General features: G+C 46.4%; 19 protein-coding genes and 2 rRNA genes. 11 read left to right on the forward strand and 10 right to left on the reverse strand.

Annotation, left to right across the window (positions count from 1 at the left end):
• Nucleotides 1-93 precede the first annotated feature (93 nt).
• Genes ACWI_RS12345 through ACWI_RS12355 form a run of 3 tightly spaced genes read left to right on the forward strand, consistent with a single transcriptional unit; the run spans nucleotide 94 to nucleotide 2605 of the window.
• On the forward strand, nucleotides 94-993 hold the full coding sequence (locus ACWI_RS12345) for an ABC transporter ATP-binding protein (protein WP_070371737.1): 900 nt from the start codon (nucleotides 94-96) through the stop codon (nucleotides 991-993).
• Nucleotides 990-1787, forward strand: a complete 798-nt coding sequence (locus ACWI_RS12350) for an ABC transporter permease subunit (RefSeq protein WP_070371738.1) — start codon at nucleotides 990-992, stop codon at nucleotides 1785-1787. Before ACWI_RS12345 ends, ACWI_RS12350 begins: the two co-directional genes overlap by 4 nt.
• A 20-nt stretch (nucleotides 1788-1807) precedes the next feature.
• Nucleotides 1808-2605, forward strand: a complete 798-nt coding sequence (locus tag ACWI_RS12355; protein WP_070371739.1) for an ABC transporter permease subunit — start codon at nucleotides 1808-1810, stop codon at nucleotides 2603-2605.
• Nucleotides 2606-2849: 244 nt separating this feature from the next.
• On the opposite strand, the gene deoC is transcribed toward ACWI_RS12355, so the two are convergent.
• From deoC to ACWI_RS12370, 3 genes are read right to left on the reverse strand one after another with little or no spacing between them, the layout of a single operon-like run.
• Entirely contained in the window at nucleotides 2850-3515 is a 666-nt protein-coding gene (gene deoC / locus ACWI_RS12360; RefSeq protein ID WP_070371740.1) for a deoxyribose-phosphate aldolase, read from the reverse strand.
• A gap of 35 nt (nucleotides 3516-3550) precedes the next feature.
• Nucleotides 3551-5056 carry an FGGY-family carbohydrate kinase gene (locus tag ACWI_RS12365; RefSeq protein ID WP_070371741.1) on the reverse strand — a complete coding sequence of 502 codons (1506 nt, stop codon included), beginning with the start codon at nucleotides 5054-5056 and terminating at the stop codon, nucleotides 3551-3553.
• Nucleotides 5057-6109 (reverse strand): galactitol-1-phosphate 5-dehydrogenase, encoded by a 1053-nt coding sequence (locus ACWI_RS12370; RefSeq protein ID WP_070371742.1) that lies wholly within the window; start codon nucleotides 6107-6109, stop codon nucleotides 5057-5059.
• Between the two features lie 304 nt (nucleotides 6110-6413).
• Here ACWI_RS12370 and ACWI_RS12375 point away from each other — a divergent pair, with 304 nt between their 5' ends.
• The 5 genes from ACWI_RS12375 to ACWI_RS12395 all read left to right on the forward strand — a co-directional run bounded on the left by ACWI_RS12375 (nucleotide 6414) and on the right by ACWI_RS12395 (nucleotide 10180).
• Complete coding sequence (locus tag ACWI_RS12375) at nucleotides 6414-7259, forward strand: MurR/RpiR family transcriptional regulator (protein WP_070371743.1); 846 nt, start codon at nucleotides 6414-6416, stop codon at nucleotides 7257-7259.
• A 40-nt stretch (nucleotides 7260-7299) separates the two neighbouring features.
• The gene (locus ACWI_RS12380; RefSeq protein ID WP_070371744.1) at nucleotides 7300-8343 is read left to right on the forward strand and encodes an NAD(P)H-dependent glycerol-3-phosphate dehydrogenase; all 1044 of its coding nucleotides are present in this window, start codon (nucleotides 7300-7302) and stop codon (nucleotides 8341-8343) included.
• A gap of 122 nt (nucleotides 8344-8465) precedes the next feature.
• A complete protein-coding gene (locus tag ACWI_RS12385; RefSeq protein ID WP_070371745.1) occupies nucleotides 8466-9098 on the forward strand; it encodes a TVP38/TMEM64 family protein in 633 nt (210 codons plus the stop codon).
• Nucleotides 9099-9590: a hypothetical protein gene (locus tag ACWI_RS12390; protein WP_070371746.1), complete on the forward strand. Its 492-nt coding sequence runs from the start codon at nucleotides 9099-9101 to the stop codon at nucleotides 9588-9590. It begins immediately after the preceding gene.
• A 116-nt stretch (nucleotides 9591-9706) separates the two neighbouring features.
• Nucleotides 9707-10180: a PH domain-containing protein gene (locus ACWI_RS12395; protein ID WP_175440949.1), complete on the forward strand. Its 474-nt coding sequence runs from the start codon at nucleotides 9707-9709 to the stop codon at nucleotides 10178-10180.
• A 64-nt stretch (nucleotides 10181-10244) separates the two neighbouring features.
• On the opposite strand, the gene ACWI_RS12400 is transcribed toward ACWI_RS12395, so the two are convergent.
• The 5 genes from ACWI_RS12400 to ACWI_RS12420 are packed head-to-tail and all read right to left on the reverse strand — an operon-like array spanning nucleotide 10245 to nucleotide 12624.
• Nucleotides 10245-10448: a YwbE family protein gene (locus tag ACWI_RS12400; protein WP_070371748.1), complete on the reverse strand. Its 204-nt coding sequence runs from the start codon at nucleotides 10446-10448 to the stop codon at nucleotides 10245-10247.
• Nucleotides 10445-10699: a TIGR03905 family TSCPD domain-containing protein gene (locus tag ACWI_RS12405; protein ID WP_070371749.1), complete on the reverse strand. Its 255-nt coding sequence runs from the start codon at nucleotides 10697-10699 to the stop codon at nucleotides 10445-10447. Before ACWI_RS12405 ends, ACWI_RS12400 begins: the two co-directional genes overlap by 4 nt.
• 12 nt (nucleotides 10700-10711) lie before the next feature.
• Entirely contained in the window at nucleotides 10712-11188 is a 477-nt protein-coding gene (locus ACWI_RS12410; protein ID WP_070371750.1) for a methylglyoxal synthase, read from the reverse strand.
• A 37-nt stretch (nucleotides 11189-11225) separates the two neighbouring features.
• Nucleotides 11226-12233, reverse strand: a complete 1008-nt coding sequence (locus tag ACWI_RS12415; RefSeq protein ID WP_070371751.1) for a PLP-dependent cysteine synthase family protein — start codon at nucleotides 12231-12233, stop codon at nucleotides 11226-11228.
• Nucleotides 12226-12624 carry a winged helix-turn-helix transcriptional regulator gene (locus ACWI_RS12420; protein ID WP_139142368.1) on the reverse strand — a complete coding sequence of 133 codons (399 nt, stop codon included), beginning with the start codon at nucleotides 12622-12624 and terminating at the stop codon, nucleotides 12226-12228. The genes ACWI_RS12415 and ACWI_RS12420 overlap by 8 nt, the downstream gene beginning before the upstream one ends.
• A gap of 126 nt (nucleotides 12625-12750) precedes the next feature.
• Between ACWI_RS12420 and ACWI_RS12425 the strand changes: the two genes are divergently transcribed.
• The 3 genes from ACWI_RS12425 to ACWI_RS12435 all read left to right on the forward strand — a co-directional run bounded on the left by ACWI_RS12425 (nucleotide 12751) and on the right by ACWI_RS12435 (nucleotide 15370).
• Nucleotides 12751-13143, forward strand: coding sequence for a pyridoxamine 5'-phosphate oxidase family protein (locus tag ACWI_RS12425; protein ID WP_070371752.1), 393 nt, complete (start codon nucleotides 12751-12753; stop codon nucleotides 13141-13143).
• A gap of 212 nt (nucleotides 13144-13355) precedes the next feature.
• A complete protein-coding gene (locus tag ACWI_RS12430; RefSeq protein ID WP_070371753.1) occupies nucleotides 13356-14717 on the forward strand; it encodes a DUF2252 domain-containing protein in 1362 nt (453 codons plus the stop codon).
• Between the two features lie 158 nt (nucleotides 14718-14875).
• Nucleotides 14876-15370: a QueT transporter family protein gene (locus ACWI_RS12435; protein WP_070371754.1), complete on the forward strand. Its 495-nt coding sequence runs from the start codon at nucleotides 14876-14878 to the stop codon at nucleotides 15368-15370.
• A gap of 497 nt (nucleotides 15371-15867) precedes the next feature.
• On the opposite strand, the gene rrf is transcribed toward ACWI_RS12435, so the two are convergent.
• Both rrf and ACWI_RS12445 read right to left on the reverse strand, forming a co-directional pair.
• Nucleotides 15868-15984, reverse strand: a 5S ribosomal RNA gene (gene rrf / locus ACWI_RS12440).
• 89 nt (nucleotides 15985-16073) lie between these two features.
• A 23S ribosomal RNA gene (locus ACWI_RS12445) occupies nucleotides 16074-16305 on the reverse strand; the annotation flags it as partial.

Genomic DNA, 16305 nt, shown 5'->3' on the forward strand with positions numbered 1-16305 from the left:
CCCATTAAATCATTGTTTATTTTTACTTGATCCGGGTAAATTAATTGGAGAACACCGAATTATTTGAATCGAATTTGAAAGAAGGGGATCTGCATGAATGTAATTGAAATCAATCAACTGACAAAATATTATGGAAAACATCGAGGCATTGAAAACGTATCCTTTTCTGTGGAAGAAGGCGAGATCTTTGGTTTTATCGGTCCCAATGGCGCCGGTAAATCCACCACCATCCGGGCGCTGTTGTCGCTGATCCATCCCACCAGTGGCTCAGCCACCATTTTCGGCAAAGACTGCATTAAATACGGCAGCGAAATTCGCCGGGATATTGGCTACCTGCCTTCGGAAGTCTTTTATTACGAACACATGAAGGTCAAGGAGGTACTCAATTATTCGGCCAGCTTCTATGATAATGTCGATACTAGCCGGATTGCCAGCCTGGCGGAGGTTATGAATCTTGACTTAAATAAGCGCATTGATGACCTCTCCTATGGCAATAAAAAGAAAGTCGGCATTATTCAGGGCCTGCTCCATGAACCCCGACTGATCATTCTTGACGAACCAACGGGCGGTCTGGATCCCCTGATGCAGCAAACGTTTTTTGAACTGATCCGGGCGGAAAACAAAAAAGGTGCCACCGTTTTATTTTCTTCGCACATTCTTTCTGAAGTACAAAAGCTGTGTGGCCGGGTGGCCATCATTAAAGACGGCACCATTGTTCGGGTTGAAAATATCCGGGATATGCAAAAACACAATTATAAAAAATTCACCCTGGACTACAAAGGCGTGATGGATGTTCAACACTTTAATCTGGAAGGGGTCACGAATTTAACGGTCAATGAAAACAGCCTGCATTTTTTATTTAAGGGTGATATCAATCGGATGGTTGAGCGCCTGCAGGGCCAGTATCTTTTAAATCTGCTCGTTGAAGAACCTTCGCTTGAGGAAATTTTTATGCATTATTACCAAAAGGAGGAAAAGGAGGCCCAACCATGAACATTTTAATACAGGAACTGCGAATGGGCCGAAAAACCCTGATTATCTGGTGCATCTCACTAATTGGGGTATTAAGCCTCTTTATGTTGCTCTATCCTTCCATTGCCAGTCAACTGGAGGACTTCCAAAGGGTCTTTGAAAGCTTCCCGATTGAATTCCAACAGGCTTTCGGGGTGGCTGATCTGGAGCTTGCCAGTATTTTAAGCTTTTATCAATTTGCCCTGATGTACGTTTTGCTGGCAGGGGCCATCCAAGCCATGAATATGGGGGTTTCGATCCTCTCCGCCGAAGTCCGGGAAAAAACTGGCGATTTTCTGTTTGTCAAACCGGTCAGTCGTAACCGGGTCGTCGCCATGAAAATCCTGGCGGTGCTGGTTCAAATTCTGATTACCAATGCTGTTGTTTTTACAGCTTCCCTGCTCATGGTTACCCTGCTCAGTGACACCGCCTACAACCTTAAGCTGTTTACCCTGTTTACCCTGAGCCTACTCTTTATCCAGATTTTCTTTGCCAGCCTGGGTCTGTTTGTGTCGGTTTTTTTAAGACGGATCCGCACCGTTCTACCCATCAGTATGGGGGTTGTCTTTATTTTTTATATTATTCATCTGCTCAATGAAACCTTAAACGATGACAAACTGGGGCTGGTCTCCCCCTTTGATTATTTCAATTTGACTGAAATCTCCATGAATATGAATTACGATTCATTGTACCTGCTGTTATGGTTTGTTTTAGTCGGCCTCTTTACTTTTCTGACCTTCAAACTGTTTGCCCGAAAAGATCTGCCGTCGATCTAGCCTAAAAGGAGGCGTTATCCATGAATGTATTTAAAAAAGAAATGAAAGCCAATATTAAATCGCTGATCATCTGGTGTTGTGCCCAGGTTTTCATTATCTTTGCCGGAATGATGAAGTACCAGGGTTTTGCCGATTCCCAAGTGGACGTCAACGCCCTGTTTGCGGCCTTTCCCGAAGAAATCATGGTCGTTTTTGGGATCGGCTCGGTGGATATTACCAAAGTCGCCGGTTTTTATTCGGTGTTCTTTCTCTACTTTATGCTACTGGCCGCTGTTCATGCGGTAATGTTCGGGGCGGTGGCGGTGTCCAAGGAAGAACGGGATCACTGTGCTGATTTTGTCTATACCAAACCGGTTCGTCGGTTTCAGGTGATCTGGCCCAAGTTGTTGGCCGGGCTCATCAATATTCTAATTTTTAATATTGTTACTTTTTGTGCTTCCGTATTTTTCATTGCCCAGCACAACGATGGCAACGGCCTGATCGACAAAGTATCCCTGACAATGCTGGCACTCTTTATCCTGCAACTGTTCTTTTTGGCGCTGGGATCTATGTTTGGTGCCGTTTTAAAAAACACCAAGCGGGCGACTGCCGCTGCCTCCGGGCTGGTGATGGGGTTTTTCATCTTATCGGTGGCAGTGGATTTATATGACAAGCTGGACTTTCTTGCAATCTTCACTCCCTTTAAGTATTTTGAAGGCGCCACCCTGATGATTAATGATCAGCTATCCTTCAATTCTGCTGCCATTTTACTGGTTGTCTCGCTGGTCTTTTTCGTTTTGACCTTTGTGGCCTTTAACCGCCGGGATTTAAGTACCTAGGTTCTGGTGATCATTCCCAATACAACAAAAGCATCCAAACAGTTTGTCTGGATGCTTTTGTTGTCGATAAAATACCGTACCGACCAATTGTTAATCTGTTGTTCGCCGCGGAATCGGACAGGCGATGCCGTGTCCGCTCCGATGCGTACAACATGATGTAACAATTGTCGGTACTGGGTTATCTTTTTTGATAGTCTGAAGCATCCAAAAAGCGTTGGATGCTTTTTGAATGGCTTTATTCGGCTTAGTAACCGCTGACGGCTTCGCCTTTTAATAGTTTAACAGCGGAGCTGGTGCCGATGCGGGCACAGCCTTCGTTGATAAAGGCGATCAGATCATCCACGGATTTTACCCCGCCGGCGGCCTTCATCTTTACGTCTGGGCCGATGTTGGCTTTAAATAAACGGATGTCTGTGATGGTTGCCCCGGCGGTTCCAAACCCAGTGGAGGTTTTGATGTAGTCGGCTTTGGCATTGGTCACCAGCTCACAGACCTTGACCTTCTCATCCTCGGTCAGGAAGCAGGTTTCGACAATCACCTTGAGGATCTTGTCGCCAATGGCCTGTTTAATTTCGGCAATTTCATTTTGGACCAGGTCATAGTCTTTGTTTTTCAGGGCGGCGATATTAATGACCATATCAATTTCTGAGGCGCCGTTTTTAACCGCATCAACCGCTTCAAAAACTTTGACCGCCGTGGTATTGTAGCCGAGCGGAAAACCAATCACAGTGCAAATATTCAGCTGCTCGCCATAGGTTTCTTTAATCTTTTTAACATAGGACGGCGGAATGCACACTGATGCCGTTTGATAGGTGATGGCATCGTCGCAGATCACCTTAATCTCTTCCCAGGTGGCAAATTGTTTTAACAGGGTGTGGTCAATATGGCTTAAAATTTCCTTATTTGTCATATTCATTCTCCTAATTTTCGTCAATCAATGGTGTCTTATTTGGCCATGGTGTCTTTGAGGTTTTCATAGATTTCGGTATAGGTGTCAAAGACGCCCTGATAGGTTGCATAGAGGTCTTTATTGGGCTGAACCGAATAGGCTTCTTTGACCATGCCGGTCGTTGCGGCATCAAAGGACTCGTAAGCACCGGAACCAACCGCCGCAACAATGGCACAACCCAGCACACTGGCGCTGGCGTCTTCAGTAACCACAATGGGCTTGCCGGTAACATCGGCGATGATCTGCATCCAGGTGGCGTCTTTGGTGACCCCGCCACAGCCGACAATGATGTTGATGGGACAGCCCTGCGCTTCAAAGTTGTCAATGATATTCTTGGTGCCCAGCGCTACCGATTCCAGCAGCGCCCGGTAAATATGAGCTTTGGTATGGCTCAGGGTTAAGCCGTAGATCACCCCTTTGGCATTGGCATCTTTGTAAGGGGTCCGATTGCCCTGAAAGAAATCAAGGGCTACCAGGCCTTCGGAGCCAGCCGGGATTTTGGCTACCAGTTCGTTCATATAGGCATAGGGGTTTTCGTGAGCGCTCATCTCAAATTCCCGCATAAACCATTTGATGATTGAGCCGGCCGAAATCTGACCGCCTTCCAGTAACCACTGGTCAGGTACGATGGCGTTGTTGTAAGGGCCCCAGATCCCGTTGAGATTCAGTTTCTTTTCCGAGAAGGCCAGCTGGACAAAGCTGGTTCCCATGATCATCGCCAGTTTACCTTCTTTAGCTACGCCTAAACCAAGCATTCCGATATGAGCGTCGATCCCGCCCTGAACCACCTTCATGTCCGGGTTGATATCGTACTGATCGGCAAAGGAACGGTTGATGGTACCGACTAATTCACCCACATGCTTAACATCCAGCACCAGTTTTTCAGCATAATCTTCCAGTCCTACCTGTTTGAAGAATTCGCCATTCCAGCCGCCTTCACACTCAATATAATTCCATTTACAGGTTGAGTTACAGATCGAGGTCGCATAGACGCCGCACAGCTGATAGTTCATCCAGTCCAGCTGTTCAATGATTTTATGGCTTTTTGCATAGATATCTTTTTGATTGTTTTTGATCCACAGAACCTTGGGGATCATCCATTCCACTGAGTCTTCGCCGCCAGAGTATGCTAAAACCGGGTGTTTGGTCGCATTGATAACGTTCATTTCTTTTTTGGCCCGGGTATCCATCCACATAATTGCATCAGTTAACGGGTTGCCTTGTTGATCCACCGGAATAACCGTTGATGAAGTGGAGCAGACACTGACCGCCTGAATCTGGTGGCGGATTTCTTTTGACAGCGACGACATTACGTTTTTAACCGCTTCATTAAAACAGCGCCACCAGTCCCCCGGTTTCTGTTCGGCCCAACCAGCTTGTGGATAAAAAGTTTCATAAACCTGTTCATCACCGGCAATAACTGTTCCTTTTTTATCCGTCACAACAACTCTGACACTCTGTGTTCCAGTGTCAACACCCATAAAATACGTTTCAGTGTTCATTTAATTTTCCCCCCATGGATAAAACATTATTTTATTGTAGAAATAGCCACCTTTGGCTATTTCAGAAAAAACCTTGGGCACTTCATCAAGCGGTAAACGGTGGCTGATAATGTCTCTGGCTGTCATACCTTTTTCGGCAAACATTTTTAAGGATTCGGTCCAGTCTTCACCGGGATAGGGTTTGGTAAACGAATTCCAGGAACCGATCAGACTCAGCTGGCTTCGCATTAAAGTATCCAGTTCTTTTTCACTGAGATCCAAACCTTTATGGGAGATCCCCAGGTAAACCACCCGGCCCATTTTGCTGGCCATCAGAATACATTGTTTTTGGGCTGTCGGTACCCCGGAAAAATCAATGACAATGTTGGCGCCTTTTCCATTGGTAGCTTTCATGACTGCGGCCACCGCATCTTCTTTTAATGAGTTGATGATGACATCAGCGCCGACTTTTTTAGCGATTTCCAGTTTTTCATCCCAGACATCCACCGCAATCACCTGGGTTGCCCCCGCCAGTTTGGCGTATTGCGCGGCAAACAAGCCGATCGGTCCAGTCCCCACCACACAAACCGAATCGCCCGGAGCAAAATTGGCCCGGGCCAAGCCGTGATAAGCATTGGCACAGGGATCGAGGGTAGCGGCATCTTCATAGGAAACATTATCTGGCACTTTCAGTAGATTGCCTTCTTTCACGGCCACATACTCAGCCAGGGCACCATTGCGGCGGGAGCCATAATAGTCATAATGCTCGCAGAGGGAGTAAATGCCTTTTTGGCACCATTCACATTCAAAACAGGGAATCAGTGGCGGTACCACGACCCGATCGCCAACCTTGAAGCTTTTAACATCCGCCCCCAGCTCCGTGATTTCACCGGAAAATTCATGGCCGATAATAATCGGCGAAACATGGGCGCCATAGGTCAGGGCCCGGGGAATATCCGATCCGCACAGACCAACCGCCCAAACCTTGACCATCACCTCATCAGGCTGCACAATTGGTCGGGGCACTTCTTCCACCCGCAAATCGCCAGGTTTATACATCGATACTGCTTTCATTCTTTCCTCCTTAATAAAAACCTTTGGTATGAACTTAAAATGGCTGATCGGGGTTGATGTAACCCTTTTCCTAATGCCTAAAAAAATATCGGCAGCCTTTTTGGCTACTGATAAAAACCGTCAGATAGTTTAAAATTTACTATCATTTTATTAAGACAGTTTAATTTAAACTCATTCTACCACCATAAATTAACGCTGTCAATGCTCTTTGCGTTAATTATTAACTTTATTAAGCCGCTGGCAATTGTCAAACCACCTTTTTTGACGTATAATAATCTAAGAAAATAGATCGGAGGCCATTTCATTGACGTCACTGCTAACTGAAATACGCACCAAGTACAACTTGTTCTCATGCACCCAAAAGGTGATTGCCAATTACATCTTAGACCATCCCGATACGGTTTCGCTGCTGTCGATTACCGAACTGGCCAAAAAATGCGAGACCAGCGAAACCACAGTGATGCGGCTGTTAAAAAAGCTTAATTACAGTTCCTATCAGATTTTTCGCATTAATCTGGCCAAGGAGTTTTCGGACACCCCCTCAGAAAGCATCATTGAGGAGATTCTCGGAGATGATGACATCAATACCATCAAGAAAAAGGTCATCGGCCACACCATCACTGCCATCAATGATCTGGAACATTCCCTGAAGGATGAGGTCATTGAAGCCGCCCTGAAGCTCCTGCTCGCTGCTAAACGGGTGCTGTTTTTCGGCGTCGGCGCCTCAGCCTCCATTGCCATGGATGCCATGCATAAGTTCGGAAAAATCGGTCTCAATGTCTGCAGTTATCCGGATCCCCATTTTATGAATATTATTGCCTCCCATGCCAGCGCCGACGACGTCTTGTTTGCGGTTTCCCATACCGGTGAAAGCCTGGAAGTGCTAAGCACCGTCGCCATCGCCAAAAAGAACCAGGCCAAGATCATCGCCCTGTCCAGTTTTGAAAATTCAACCCTGGCCGAGCAGGCGGATATCTTTTTATCCAGTTCCACCAATGATAAAAAATACCATTCTGAAGCGATGGCCTCCCGCATTGTCCAGCTGACCATCATCGACATCCTCTACTTAAGCGCCTTTATGCGAAACGAAGCGGTCTTTTACGAGGCCCTCTCGGCTTCCCGGGATGCCGTCGGTCTGAATAAAACCTGATTCTTAAGTCACGTGTAAAAATGAGAAAAGGAGCTTGATTATGAGTGTTATAACCTTTGTAGGCGCCGGTCAGATGGCTTCGGCCCTATCCTTTCCGGCCACCGAAAACGGCCATGAAGTCCGCCTGGTGGGCACCCACCTCGATCGGGACATTATCGATTCCGCTGAACTGACTGGCTTTCACCCAACCCTGAAACGCCAGCTGCCCAAAGAAGGGATCAAGTATTATCAGATCGAAGATGTCGAGCTGGCCCTGGATGGCACCAATGCGGTGCTGTGCGGCGTCAGCAGCTTTGGGGTGGACTGGTTCTGTGACCAGATCCTGCCGCTGATCCCCGATACGGTTCCGGTGCTGTCAGTCACCAAAGGCATGATCGATCAAGAAGACGGGACGATGATAACCTACCCGGATTACTTTATCAGTAAACTGCCATCGGGAAAAAAGCTCTCCATTAATGCCATCGGCGGACCCTGCACCAGTTATGAACTGGCCGACAAGGATCACTCGGCCGTGGCTTTTTGCGGCACCGATATGGAAATTCTGCGGCGCTTTAAAAAACTGTTTGCCACCGACTATTATCACATCAGTCTGTCCACCGACGTGGTCGGCGTTGAATGTGCGGTCGCTCTGAAAAACGCCTACGCCCTGGGGGTTTCCCTGGCGGTCGGCCTGGCCCTTGGTCCCGACGGCACGGGCAGCGAACATTATAATTCCCAGGCTGCCCTCTTCGGCCAGAGCGTCAAAGAAATGACACAGCTGCTGACCCTTGTCGGCGGCGGTGACGAAAATATTATCTATGGCGCCGGCGATCTTTACGTCACTATTTTTGGCGGACGCACCCGAAAAATCGGCACCCTGCTGGGTCGGGGCTGGTCTTTTGAAAAAGCCATGACCGAACTCGAAGGCGTAACCCTGGAATCCATCGTCATCGCAACCCGCACCGCCCGCTGCGTAAGACGGCTGGCCGAACGGGGCGTGGTTAAGTTAAAAGACTTCCCTCTGCTGATACACGTCGACGATATCATCAACAACGGCGCATCCGTGGCGATCCCCTGGGCCGCTTTTGAGACTGAGAAATATTAATCAGCAATTTTTCGATGCGTCTGATTTCTTAAATAAATATTTTACTTCCCGGCAGATCCCCAAAAGATGGTGTGGATCTGCCGGTTTTATGCTAAAATGATTAAAAGAAATCGAGGTAAGAAATGGAAATTTTTTCAACACTTGACACCTTGCAGAGCTTTCTTTTACAATTTGGCATCTGGACCCCGCTGGCATTTTTTTTATTGCAGCTGCTCCAGATTATTATTGCCCCCATTCCCGGGGGAACCGTGGGTCTGGTCGGCGGCGCCCTGTTTGGCACCATCGGTGGTTTTTTAATCAGTGCTGCTGGCACCCTGATCGGCTCAATTATCGTTTTTGTTTTGGCCAAACGCTTTGGGAGGCCCTTTGTGCTGCGCTTTGTCAGCCCGGAACTCGTTGAAAAATACGATCATATTAAAGAATCCCGGCTCAATACGGTTCTTTTTCTGATTTTTCTGTTTCCACTGTTTCCTGATGACATGCTGTGTTTTATCGCCGGTCTTTCGCCGATGCCGGTAAAAACCTTTATCCTGATTATTATGTTGGCCCGAACTCCCAGTGTCTTTATCAATACCATGATCGGCGCTGGTATTATGGATGACAGCCCCACCCAGTTTATCATAGCGGTATCTATTTATGCAGTACTGATCGCTGTTCTTTATTTTAACCGTAAGCGCCTGGATACTTTTATTGATCACAGTAAAAACCGGGTGGCCGAACTTCCCTCCCCGCCCAGTCTTGACAAGGAGCTATAAATGACCGAGAAAACAAAAAAAGAACTGAACCGTTTGTATATGAGTGAACTGCTCACCGCCCTGGTCTGCGGTATGCTGATGTATCTGCTCACCGACTCTACCGGTCAGCCCCTGGATCTGCGCCTGCTGATACCTGGCGGCGTGCTGATTTTTATCATCCTCCAAAGCGCCGGCTATTGGTATTATCGCTATCAGCTACTGGAGGACCCCCGCAATCCGATGGACTGGGTAATGCCGGTTTTTTCGATGCTGAAAAAGTTGGATCTGGCTTTATTCGCGCTATACCCCCTGTATTTGCTTTATCTGCTAATTTTTCAGCCGGATGCTTTTTTTATGACAATGAATATTTTTGGCCTGATCCTTTATGCTTTTTCGATGATCGAATACTATAACTACTATTATTTCAGTGTCCAGATCGGAACAATTAAAAAGAAAGTCCCCTCTGAACTCAGTCTGGAACTTTCACACTATGAAAAGACAAAATTAATTTAACGAAGGGTAACGGTTTCCACCTGGTCTAAACCGTGGTTTATTAACACATGACTTATTTTGTTTCTCTTTTACACACCATTAATCCACTTTTTTTTGCACTTTTAGCGGTCCTGGCATTGCTTCTCTGGAAAGCCATCTATACCTTCAAAACCTACCCGGACGACCCGGAGCTACGCCGCAATGCGATTAAGGAAATGTCCGTCGGCGGCCTTGTACTGGTCTTAATTCTGGGTATCTTTGTGGTCGTTCCCCTGGTCGCCGGAATTACCGTTAAAGACGATGAATTATCGTTGCGACTGCCCACGGGCTTCACCTATGAGACCTACCCTGAAGCCGATATCCTCTCGGCCAAGATAGTCAGCCTCGATCAGAGTGAGTATGCCATTGTGTCCAAAGTGGTTGGTACCGAAACCCGAGCTTACCGGGAAGGGATCTTCCTGCTCCAGAACGGCACCGAAGCAGCCGTCTTTGCCAACGGCAATACTGCCATCCTGGTGGAAACCCCCAACCGGATCCTGTTGTTAGGACCTGATCGATTCGATGATTTTGTGAAAAACTTCAGTGAAAAACTGATTCCTGTACAGCCGTGATAAAAGTATTAATCTAAAAAAAGCGTGCCTCTTCATCGATGGCACGCTTTTTTTGCTCTTTTGACTATTTGGGATCTTCAACGATCTTGGCGACCCGGCCCACCTGTCCATCGGTGAGCATAACCTTGATGCCGTGGGGATGAGTGGGGCTTTTGGTCAGCAGTTTGGCTACCCGACCCGGGGTCAGCTTACCGCTGCGCTGATCAGCCTTTAAAATAACCTCCACTGAGGCCCCGACCTTAACGTCACTTCTTTTTTGTCCATTCATTGCTTTTCCTTTCGGGCTTCTTCCAGGGCAATGGCCAGCTGATCCATGCAGGAGGTAGGCTTTTTTCCACAGGTTTGACCGCGAAACATGGCGATAATCTCATCGGCCGGTTTTCCTTCAAGCAGTTTAACCAATGCTTTTAAATTCCCGTCGCAGCCACCTTCAAAGGCCAGATTAGTGACCAAGCCATCGCTTAGATCAAATTGTAGGTTACGAATGCAAACGCCCTGGGGCTTATACGTTTCTGTCATTTTTTCCTCTTTCTACTTTAGTACATTTTCCAGTCTACTTTTCATTTGTTTGGCATAATCCTCAATCGGATGCACATATTCTTCGTTCATAAACCGGGAATGAATGATAAAATCGGCTGTTGCCAGATTATTGGCCACCGGGATATCATAAACCGTGGCAATTCGCAGCAAGGCTTTAATGTCCGGATCATGGGGTTGGGCTTCCATGGGATCCCAGATAAAGATCAGCATATCAATTTTGCCATCCACAATCCGGGCCCCGATCTGCTGATCACCGCCTAATGGACCACTCTGAAAAATCTGTACCGGTAGTCCGGTTCGTTCCTGAATCAGTCGGCCGGTAGTACCGGTGCCGCATAAAAAATGGCTCTGTAATATTTCTTTGTTCCGGACGGCCCAATCCAATAACTCGGCTTTTTTTCCATCATGAGCAATTAAGGCAATTTTCTTGGTTCTTTCAATCGTAACATCAATGTATTCCGTTTCCATTTCATTCCTCACGCACTTTCTATTAAATTTTTACACCTTATTTTTTTACTTCAAAATCCAGCAGTTTGACATCTTTTGATAAGAACTCCGGTTTTACCGTTTCTTCCTTAACATAATCGGTACTTAAATATTTTTTATTATCATCGGCAAAAACGGTGACCACCACTGCATGGGGGTCTTCCATGAGATCTTGGGCAATAATGGCAGCAATAAAGTTGGCCCCGGATGAAATCCCCACTCCCAGTCCCAATTCTTTGGAGAGCTTCTGAGCCATAATGATGGCATCCCCATCATCCACCGCAATAATATCATCCAGTTCTTCCAATTTTATCAGATCCGGAACAAATTCGTCTGAAATACCCTGAATTCGATGGCTACCAACCTTATAGCCCGTGGACATGGTTGGTGAACTGACTGGTTCCATCGGATGGACTTTAATCTCGGGATTCTTTTCTTTAAAGTAGCGGCCTAAACCCATAACCGTTCCCCCGGTTCCAACCCCTGCTACAAGGGCCTGGGGCATGACGCCAAAAGCCGCCAGTTGGCATTCAATTTCCGGAGCGGTGCGCAGATACTGTGCCTGAGTATTTTCTTCATTGGAAAATTGGCAGGGTAAAAAGGCATTGCCTTCGGCCGCCAGAGCCCCGCATTGGGCAATGCTCCCTAAAAAGCCGCCCTCTTCTTTGGACACCAGCCGAACTTCTCCGCCATAACTGCGGATCAGGTTTTTTCGTTCATCACTCATCCAGTCCGGCATGTAGATCACAACCGGATGTCCCAGACAGGTGCCGACGGCCGTAAAAGCGATTCCGGTATTTCCACTGGTGGCTTCGATAATCGTTTCCCCTTCATGGATCTCGCCCTTTTCATACGCTTTTTTTAGAATATGCAAAGCCACCCGATCTTTGATGCTGCCGGTGAGATTATAATGCTCTGCTTTGGCATAAACACTACGGGATACCCCCTTATATAAAAAATTGATCTTTAACAAGGGGGTATTCCCGATGAGTTTTTCCAGCTCTCCAAATTTTTCCTGGTTATTCATTTACCTTTTCCTTTATTGTATTTAGTTTGTGTCCCCAATGACCCAAGTCAAATAAAATTGGTGTCAAACTGAGGCCGCCATCCGTCAAAGAGTATTCGACCTTTGGGGGTACCTCATGATAGGATTCCCGATGGACGATTCCGCATTCCTCCAGTTCCTTAAGTGAACTGGTCAGCATCATGCTGGTAATCCCGACGATCTCCCTTTTTAGTTCATTAAACCGCATCGTCTGATCGCCCAACGTACAGATAATTGGGAGTTTCCATTTACCGTCAATCATTTTAAGAGCCTGTTTAATGCGACACTCCGGTTTCACACACGGATGATTCTGCTCCGAATCGACCTGATTGATCGGGCATGTTTCGCCATTTATACAATGGTTGTCTTTCATTTTTCTCTCCAACACTCAGAAATATAGTTCTAAGTCATAATTTACTACCTACTTGTTTTTTATTCTGGCATTGTTATAATCATACTAAAATAAACCAAATAAATCAATGTTTATCAGGAGGTAAAGATGAACGAAGTAATTGAATTTCTAACTGACTGTGGTGTTTTCTTTCTCGCTACCGTTGAAGGCGACCAACCCAAGGTTCGTCCCTATGGATTTGTGATGGATTATGATGGTAAACTCTGTCTCTGCACCAATAATAAAAAACCCAGCTATGCTCAAATGAAGGCAAATCCGGCAGTGGAAATTTCGGCCTCAAAAGAGGGCAAGTGGATCCGCCTTAAAGGCAATGCCGTTTTCTGTACAACACCTGAATCTCAGGCCAAGGCTCTGGAAGCAATGCCTGGACTGGCTGGCATGTATGCCGTTGGCGATGGCTTATTTGAAATCTTTGCCATCGAAAACGGGGTAGCGGATTTCTGTTCCATGGCTGGCGAAAACCACCAAGTTATTTTATAGTCTACCCGATCATCAATTTATAAACGGCTCTATCTAAGCAGTCTGACCTTCAACTCAGACTGTTTTTTTATGCTGGCAGGACGGATTCTGCTATGCAAGTTTAAACAACCGTGCTAAAATAAAAAGCATCAATCCCCTAACTGCCCCCCACGATACTGAATCTAATTACCTTTTTATCAGTAACAACGATTTAAAACCCAGGAGGTTAATGAATGATTGTCGGTTTAACCAAAAATCAGCAGATTCCTACGGCAAAAATGAATCGCAATAGCGGTCGGGCCATTCGGGAAAGAATTCCATTTTCTGCCCAATCCGTTTTTCACCCTGTTGATCGTGATCCAGTTGCCATCATTGAGAGTCAGAACTATTTTCGGATTCCCGAACTGATTCCGCTGCGACACCAGAAAATGACGGCATCTCCTTTTGCTTTTTTCCGGGGAACAGCCCTGTTGATGGCCAATGATCTATCCCATCAGGCCCAGTCCGGCATTCACGTGACCATCTGCGGTGATGCCCATATTGGCAACTTCGGATTCTACGCTTCTCCGGAACGCCGACTGATCTTTGATCTCAACGACTTTGATGAAGCCGCTCCCGGCCCTTGGGAGTGGGATTTGAAACGACTGATTACCAGTGTGATTCTTTGTGCCCATGACTTGGGCTTTGATAACAAAAAAATCCGTGAGGTTATTTTGCAAACCGCCGCCTTTTACCGCAAAGGTCTTGACTTGATGTCCGATATGACCTCCCTTGAACGCTACTTTATCCTGGGCGATGAGGAACTTTTTCTGAAAAGTTTTTCCGATTCCTCCCGGGAAGAGTTTGAAAAAATCATCAAAAAAGCCAAAAAAAGAACCTCTAATCAGGTTATCTCTAAGATGACCGAAACAGACCAGTTCGGCCGTCGGGTTTTTATTGAAAGTCCCCCGATTACCACCCATTTAGATCCCAAACTCATTGATGAAGTGGAACAGTATTTTCGGCAATATTTAAAAACTGTGCGTCCGGATATTGAAATGCTCTTATCCCAACATGTGTTAACCGATATTGCCCAGCGCGTCGTGGGCGTTGGCAGTATTGGTACCCGCTGTTACCTGCTGGTGCTAACCTGTGAAGATGCAAGCCATCTTGTTTTACAGATCAAGCAGGCCAATGAATCGGCGATTACCCAATACAATCAGAAAAATTTCACCACCCCGGATACGCTTTCTCATGGCCTTGGCAATGGCTATCGGGTCGTTAGCCATCAGCAGATCCTTCAGGCCGCTTCAGATCCTTTTCTTGGCTATTTTTCAGCCTCCGAAGGGATGGATTTTTACGTCCGTCAGTTTCGGGACATGAAAGGCACCGTCGATCTATCCGAACTGGATTTTGAAGCCTTTAAACAATACGTTATTAATTGTGGTTTATCCCTGGCCCGGGCTCATGTCCAAAGCCCTTATGCCAACTGGATTAATGGCTATTTAGGCACTGACGATGGGTTTGATCACGCTGTTCTTGACTGGTGCCTGGCCTATTCTGAGCAAGTTTACCGGGATTATGAAATCTATAAGCAAAGTCTGGCAAGTAACTAAATCCGCACTTCAATACTTGAAAATGTCCGTAAGCCGGGCATTTTTTCTTGCTTTTTATCCGAATATCCGTTATAGTGTTAATAATGGGATCTATCTCATTTATTCTTCGTGTGTTCGTGACCTTCCACACGTAAAACAAAACTAAAGGAGTTTTTTTTATGCGAAAAATCAGTGTTCTCTTTGTTACCCAGGCAGCGGTCATTGCTGCCATGTATGTGGTTTTAACCTTTGTGTCCAGCTCGTTGGGTTTGGCCAGCGGTGAAATTCAAATTCGGCTCTCCGAGATGCTTGTTATCCTTCCGGCCTTTACACCGGCAGCTATTCCAGGTCTTTTTCTCGGTTGTCTGCTGAGCAATCTCTTAACCGGCTGTACGGTGATTGATATTGTCTTTGGCAGTCTGGCAACTCTCGTTGCGGCGATCATCAGTTATCAACTGCGCAACAACAAATACCCTATGGTTGTTGCCCTTCCGCCAGTTATTGCCAATATGATCGTGGTACCATTTATTTTAAAATTCAGCTATGGTGTTCCTTTACCAATCCCAGTCATGATGGCGACGGTGGGTATTGGCGAAGTGATTTCCTGTGTTGTTCTGGGATCGGTTCTTTACTTTGCCCTGGACAAGCGTCGGGTTATTTTTCATCAGAGTTAAAGCGATCTGTGCGATAGTACAGTCGATTCTTAAAGACAGGCCGGTGGCCTGTTTTTTTAATGACAGCCGTTTAAAAAAACAGCCGTTTAACTCGATCATGCGGCACGTAGACGTCGCGTCAGTCGCCAGATGGCTCCTTCCTTAAAAATATAAAAAGAGCCTTCGTCTCAAACGGCTCCTAAAGTTACTGCCGCTTAATGAATCCGTGCAACTCCGTCGCAGCTATCGCTGCGCCTCCGTTTGGGGCTTCGCCCCATAAAAAAATACAGACATAAACATTGATTTCCAAGTGAACTTGAATCAGGCTCATAACTTTACTGCCGTTTACTCGCTCATGCGGCACTTCGACTCCGCTACGCTGCGCCTCAGTCGCGTCAGTCGCCAGATGGCTCCTTCCTTAAAATATAAAAAATAGAGACCAAAAAACAAATAAAATTTGCTCTTTGGTCTCTATTTTTTATATTTTCGCCGCATGGCTCGTTGTTTCACGCAAAAAAATCCCGCAACGTCCTATCCTCCCAGGCAGTTGCCCACCAAGTACTTTCGGCGCTGGAAGACTTTACTTCTGTGTTCGGTATGGGAACAGGTGTGGCCCTTCCGCCATCGTCGCGAGATTAATTAACTATTTAATTATTATTGCATTTATCAATTGTCTTTTATGATCACGCAGTGATCATTCAAAACAGCACAGTGTATAAATTCTTGGATCAAGACCTCGGTCGATTAGTACTGGTCAGCTCCATATGTTGCCATACTTCCACATCCAGCCTATCTACCTGATCGTCTATCAGGAACCTTAACCATTTCTGGTGAGATATCTTATCTTGAGGGGGGCTTCGTGCTTAGATGCCTTCAGCACTTATCCCTTCCAAACTTAGCTACCCAGCTATGCTCCTGGCGGAACAACTGGTGCACCAGTGGTTTGTCCGTTCCGG

It is taken from the genome of Acetobacterium wieringae (genome assembly GCF_001766835.1).
Classification (GTDB): Bacteria; Bacillota; Clostridia; order Eubacteriales; family Eubacteriaceae; genus Acetobacterium; species Acetobacterium wieringae.

Excerpts from the sequence above, each read along its gene's own strand:
- ACWI_RS12405 (WP_070371749.1), bottom strand. The coding sequence starts at position 10,699 with ATGACAGAAACGTATAAGCCCCAGGGCGTTTGCATTCGTAACCTACAA.
- ACWI_RS12370 (WP_070371742.1), bottom strand. The coding sequence starts at position 6,109 with ATGAAAGCAGTATCGATGTATAAACCTGGCGATTTGCGGGTGGAAGAA.
- ACWI_RS12430 (WP_070371753.1), top strand. The coding sequence starts at position 13,356 with ATGATTGTCGGTTTAACCAAAAATCAGCAGATTCCTACGGCAAAAATG.
- ACWI_RS12355 (WP_070371739.1), top strand. The coding sequence starts at position 1,808 with ATGAATGTATTTAAAAAAGAAATGAAAGCCAATATTAAATCGCTGATC.
- ACWI_RS12365 (WP_070371741.1), bottom strand. The coding sequence starts at position 5,056 with ATGAACACTGAAACGTATTTTATGGGTGTTGACACTGGAACACAGAGT.
- ACWI_RS12345 (WP_070371737.1), top strand. The coding sequence starts at position 94 with ATGAATGTAATTGAAATCAATCAACTGACAAAATATTATGGAAAACAT.
- ACWI_RS12410 (WP_070371750.1), bottom strand. The coding sequence starts at position 11,188 with ATGGAAACGGAATACATTGATGTTACGATTGAAAGAACCAAGAAAATT.
- ACWI_RS12385 (WP_070371745.1), top strand. The coding sequence starts at position 8,466 with ATGGAAATTTTTTCAACACTTGACACCTTGCAGAGCTTTCTTTTACAA.
- ACWI_RS12435 (WP_070371754.1), top strand. The coding sequence starts at position 14,876 with ATGCGAAAAATCAGTGTTCTCTTTGTTACCCAGGCAGCGGTCATTGCT.
- ACWI_RS12400 (WP_070371748.1), bottom strand. The coding sequence starts at position 10,448 with ATGAATGGACAAAAAAGAAGTGACGTTAAGGTCGGGGCCTCAGTGGAG.
- ACWI_RS12390 (WP_070371746.1), top strand. The coding sequence starts at position 9,099 with ATGACCGAGAAAACAAAAAAAGAACTGAACCGTTTGTATATGAGTGAA.
- ACWI_RS12380 (WP_070371744.1), top strand. The coding sequence starts at position 7,300 with ATGAGTGTTATAACCTTTGTAGGCGCCGGTCAGATGGCTTCGGCCCTA.
- ACWI_RS12350 (WP_070371738.1), top strand. The coding sequence starts at position 990 with ATGAACATTTTAATACAGGAACTGCGAATGGGCCGAAAAACCCTGATT.
- ACWI_RS12420 (WP_139142368.1), bottom strand. The coding sequence starts at position 12,624 with ATGAAAGACAACCATTGTATAAATGGCGAAACATGCCCGATCAATCAG.
- ACWI_RS12415 (WP_070371751.1), bottom strand. The coding sequence starts at position 12,233 with ATGAATAACCAGGAAAAATTTGGAGAGCTGGAAAAACTCATCGGGAAT.
- ACWI_RS12425 (WP_070371752.1), top strand. The coding sequence starts at position 12,751 with ATGAACGAAGTAATTGAATTTCTAACTGACTGTGGTGTTTTCTTTCTC.
- deoC (WP_070371740.1), bottom strand. The coding sequence starts at position 3,515 with ATGACAAATAAGGAAATTTTAAGCCATATTGACCACACCCTGTTAAAA.